Annotated in this window: 3 protein-coding genes; all 3 read right to left on the minus strand. The window is 71.1% G+C overall.

The genetic code is table 11. The annotated features are described in order from the left end of the window. On the minus strand, positions 1 to 929 hold a 929-nt coding region (locus ACERMF_RS17695; RefSeq protein WP_373670475.1), incomplete at its 3' end, for an MCP four helix bundle domain-containing protein. Positions 930 to 1022: 93 nt separating this feature from the next. Beyond that, the gene (locus ACERMF_RS17700; RefSeq protein ID WP_373670476.1) at positions 1023 to 1727 is read right to left on the minus strand and encodes a hypothetical protein; all 705 of its coding nucleotides are present in this window, start codon (positions 1725 to 1727) and stop codon (positions 1023 to 1025) included. Positions 1728 to 1817: 90 nt separating this feature from the next. Next, positions 1818 to 2004, minus strand: a 187-nt coding sequence (locus tag ACERMF_RS17705) for a hypothetical protein (protein WP_373670477.1), incomplete at its 5' end; no start/stop codon positions are given.

Raw genomic sequence — 2004 nt, forward strand, 5'->3', positions numbered from 1 at the left:
ACATTCGACAACTCCGCACTCCGCACCGCATCCGCCGCAACCTTGGACGCATCCGCCGACGAGGTCGCGATCTCACGCACACTCGCCGACATCTCCTCCACCGCGGTCGCCACCGTCTGCACGTTGTGACTCACCTGCTCACCAGCAGCCGCCACCACATTCGCCTGCGTCGCCGTCTCCTCACTCGCCGCCGACACCTGCGCCGACACCGCAGCCAGGTCGTCCGACGAACGGCCCAGGCGGCGCGAGCTGCGACCGACCGTGCCGCTGATGGAGCGACCAAGGAAGATCGCGAGGCCAGTGGCCAGGGCGGCGACGACGAGCACGACCGTGATGATCAGCGCGCGCGCGGCCGCGTACGTGGCGTTGGCCTTGGCCTCCGCCGCCGCCGAGGTGGCGCGGAAGTGGTCGAGCAGGACGTCGGTCGCCTCGACCATGTTGGTCACGGCCGGCGCCTGTCGCTCGACGACGTTGGTCGTGGCGGCATCGAACTCACCTGCTGCGACGAGCTCGAGCGTGGTGTCGATGGCCGCCTTGGCCGTGGTGAAGGCCTCGTCGAGGGCCACGACCTTCGGCTGGTCGGCGGGGTGCACCGACGCGGCGAGATGGTCGATGGTCGCCTGCACCTCGTCGCTCAACTCACGTTCCTGGACCAGGGCGTTCGCGGCCAGGTCCCGGTCCTGCGTCAGCGCGATCCGCATGCCCAACCGGGTCATGCTCATCGTGTCGTGGTCGATGTCGGTGACGTCGTCGAGGAGGCGATACTCCTCGGCCATCTCGGTCAGCGCGCTGTTGACGGCCGCCATCCGCGTGATGGTGAACGCGGACAGCAGCACGAAGAGCACGATCACGAGCCCGAAACCGGCGATCAACTTGCGTTGCAGGGACATTGCGGAGAGCACGGCGATTGCCTTTCGATGGAGGGACACCCACGTACCCGTCCTCGGACGTGGCGCTCGGCCCTCCATCGGCACCACTGATGTGGTGTTCAGCAATCACAGGTGACGTTCAGCAAGAGCGCGTCAGTCGCCCGCGACGAAGAACCGCCACTGGCCGTCCTCGCTGATCCCGACCCGCCAGCCGAGGTAGCCGCCTGCCTGCTCGGCAGCCTGGGCCGGCTCGTCCATCCAGCTCACCTCCTGCCAGGCCTCGGCCGTGGTGTCCTCCGGTCGCCCGGTGTGGACACGTGGCCAGACGACGATCTCGCCGCCGTCGGCCAGGGACGGCGTGGTGACCAGCACCTGGGCCAGCCGGAGGAACGGCTCCTCCCCGGCCTCCTCGAGGTCCCACCAGTAGCCGACCGGGTCCGTCTCGCCGCCGAAGCTGTAGGTGAACTGGTCGGACTCGCTCGCCGCCGTGTGGAGCATCTGCTCGTCACACCGCAGCGCCGCGTCGAGGAGGAAGTCACGCATGGCGGCCACCGCGTCGGGGACGTCGGCAGGCACGACCTCGAGCTGGTGGCCCTGGGCCGAGCAGTCGCCCCCGGCGCCGGAGGGTTCCGGTTCGGTCGTCGGGGCCGGCTCGGTCGTCGGCGCAGGAGCGCCGGCGGAGTCGGGTGCCGGCCCCGGGTCGACGTGGGGGTCGGCGGAGGTCTCGAGCTCCTCGGCGGCGACGGGCGTCGTGACGTCGGCCGCCTCGGGCGTCGTCCCGCACGCCGCGAGCGGCAGGACCAGTCCGACGGCGACGACGGCCAGCAGGTGGGAACGTGAACGGGAGCGGGGGCGCATCTGCGTCTTTCGGTGCACGGCGACCGGTGTGTCGCCTCTCACCCCCTCAGACGCGCACCCCGCTCCCGCGGTTGTCACGGATGTCGACGGTCAGCCGAGGTAGCTCCCCGTGTCGCCGCCGTGACCGTTGCCGTTGGCGGCGGACGCGGGGGCCGTGGGACGGAAGGGGGCGAACGACTCGCCCGGGACCGCGGCGGCGCCGTCTCCGCCACGCGTGGTCGGCGTGGCCTTCGCGGCTCCGTCGACGACGGCCTGGAGCGCTCCGGCGACCTCGCGG

It is taken from the genome of Egicoccus sp. AB-alg6-2, from assembly GCF_041821025.1.
Lineage (GTDB): Bacteria > Actinomycetota > Nitriliruptoria > Nitriliruptorales > Nitriliruptoraceae > Egicoccus.

Excerpts from the sequence above, each read along its gene's own strand:
- ACERMF_RS17700 (WP_373670476.1), bottom strand. The coding sequence starts at position 1,727 with ATGCGCCCCCGCTCCCGTTCACGTTCCCACCTGCTGGCCGTCGTCGCC.